We start from the raw sequence: 2,500 nt of genomic DNA on the forward strand, positions 1-2,500 counted from the left end.
GGCTTTTGGGAGGCCACTGAAAAAGCCTTTGTACTGGAAATGAATTAGGATTCCCACTAATACCGCTTCGACGCTTTGTGGATGCCTCTCGCGCTGGATTGTCTATGTGAGAAAGAGCTTTTCATTATCTGCGATGAAGTCCGCAACCTGGAGTGTGTCTTTCTTGAATATAATTAGTATCAAAAAGTAATCACATTATAATCGCTGTATATACATCTCAAAATCATATTTTTCTCGATAATGAACACCATAGCGCCAAGCATTCTACAATCCACACCCTAAATGACACCTCTCTTATTATTGAGCGCCACGGCAGTTTCAACAGGTTTCTTTAATTCAACATATATAGTAATAAAGATAATTGGATATTCTCTCCACAAATAAACTCCTCATTAAAAGCCCAAGACTTTGTGCAGGTCTATGTATATATTCTATGAGATGTACCATGTAGTACTTTCCAGTAATCGAATGAGTGATTGTATAGGAGATGATTTAATAGTTTTTCATCATTGGCTGTGCATTTATTGGTTTAACATTTCTGATAGTTGGATTGAGCGTATAAAATTTGCTTGCGCTACAATTCTTTTTTGATAACACTTAGCACGGCCTGAGGAAATAAACTATCCAAACAATACCCCACTAAAGTGAGCTCTTAAAATCAGCAATCCCTATCTTCAAACGGCATCACTGAATGTTAAGGCATAGCCATTCATATTTCACAGATGAATTAATGCAAGTAAAACAAGGCATTCTTAAAAATAGGATCTAATTCAAATGTTGTGATGAGGTTGTGATTTGCATGTCCCCCTTTATCCTGAATAAACCTCTTTTTTATTCTTAACGTTCAATACTATTTTAGCTTTAAAGTAATTCAAGCGCCTAATACCATACGCGTTACACTTCGCTTATCTATATGTGTTGATATAAAGAATCCACTCAACAACGTTCGGCGCTAGGGGATGCCTCCCGCAATAAGCCAGAAAGAAAACCGCTGTCAGTCTTATTGCTTCGGCTGCCCCTTGAGGCGCCTTTGCTGGAGATTATATAGAATCATTAGTTCAACATATATAGTACGTTGCTCATTTAATTCTTTTTGTACATTCAGTCATACTATATCAATTTCTCAGTAAGTATAGCGACATTAATGGAAGTAATGCGCGATAATCAAAAGGCGTTCTAACGACTGTTCAACCGTACTTTAAAGCTTGGATTCATGCTCGTCATTACTATTTCCACACCCGCAAGCATAACCACGACGTTTACAGAAGAGAACGGTTAAGCGCTCGAACCATAAAGTTGTATGGATGCATTAATATTTATTATAGATCCTAAAAATAAACACAAAAAAAGCCACTACCTATAAGGTAATGACCTTTCAATGAGACCGGCGACGTCCTACTCTCGCAGGGGGAAACCCCCAACTACCATCGGCGCTGAAGAGCTTAACTTCCGTGTTCGGGATGGGAACGGGTGTGACCTCTTCGCAATCGTCACCAGACTCTTTGAGCTTGTTCGCTCAAAACTGAATAAAACAGACATTGTGCTACACGAATCAGGGTAATCAAGCCCTTTTCAAAATTGGTTAAGTCCTCGATCGATTAGTATCCGTCAGCTCCACACGTCGCCGTGCTTCCACCCCAGACCTATCAACCTCATCTTCTTTGAGGGATCTTACTTACTTGCGTAATGGGAAATCTCATCTCGAGGGGGGCTTCATGCTTAGATGCTTTCAGCATTTATCCCGTCCATACATAGCTACCCAGCGATGCCTTTGGCAAGACAACTGGTACACCAGAGGTATGTCCATCCCGGTCCTCTCGTACTAAGGACAGCTCCTCTCAAATTTCCTGCGCCCGCGACGGATAGGGACCGAACTGTCTCACGACGTTCTGAACCCAGCTCGCGTACCGCTTTAATGGGCGAACAGCCCAACCCTTGGGACCGACTACAGCCCCAGGATGCGATGAGCCGACATCGAGGTGCCAAACCTCCCCGTCGATGTGGACTCTTGGGGGAGATAAGCCTGTTATCCCCGGGGTAGCTTTTATCCGTTGAGCGATGGCCCTTCCATGCGGAACCACCGGATCACTAAGCCCGTCTTTCGACCCTGCTCGACTTGTAGGTCTCGCAGTCAAGCTCCCTTATGCCTTTGCACTCTACGAATGATGTCCAACCATTCTGAGGGAACCTTTGGGCGCCTCCGTTACTCTTTAGGAGGCGACCGCCCCAGTCAAACTGCCCGCCTGACACTGTCTCCTGCCCCGATAAGGGGCATGGGTTAGAAGTCCAATACAGCCAGGGTAGTATCCCACCAACGCCTCATCCGAAGCTAGCGCTCCGGAATCCAAGGCTCCTACCTATCCTGTACAGGCTGCACCGGAATTCAATATCAGGTTACAGTAAAGCTCCACGGGGTCTTTCCGTCCTGTCGCGGGTAACCTGCATCTTCACAGGTATTATAATTTCACCGAGTCTCTCGTTGAGACAGTGCCCAGATCGT

2 rRNA genes (1 of these 2 only partly in view) are annotated in these 2,500 nt (G+C 44.4%); both read right to left on the reverse strand.

The annotated features are described in order from the left end of the window. Positions 1-1,382: 1,382 nt before the first annotated feature. Positions 1,383-1,498: ribosomal RNA gene (gene rrf / locus MKY15_RS07425) — 5S ribosomal RNA — on the reverse strand. Positions 1,499-1,578: 80 nt separating this feature from the next. Then, positions 1,579-2,500, reverse strand: a 23S ribosomal RNA gene (locus MKY15_RS07430) (it continues 2,010 nt past the right edge of the window).

The sequence above is a fragment of the Sporosarcina sp. FSL K6-1540 genome (assembly GCF_038620285.1).
Classification (GTDB): Bacteria; Bacillota; Bacilli; order Bacillales_A; family Planococcaceae; genus Sporosarcina; species Sporosarcina psychrophila.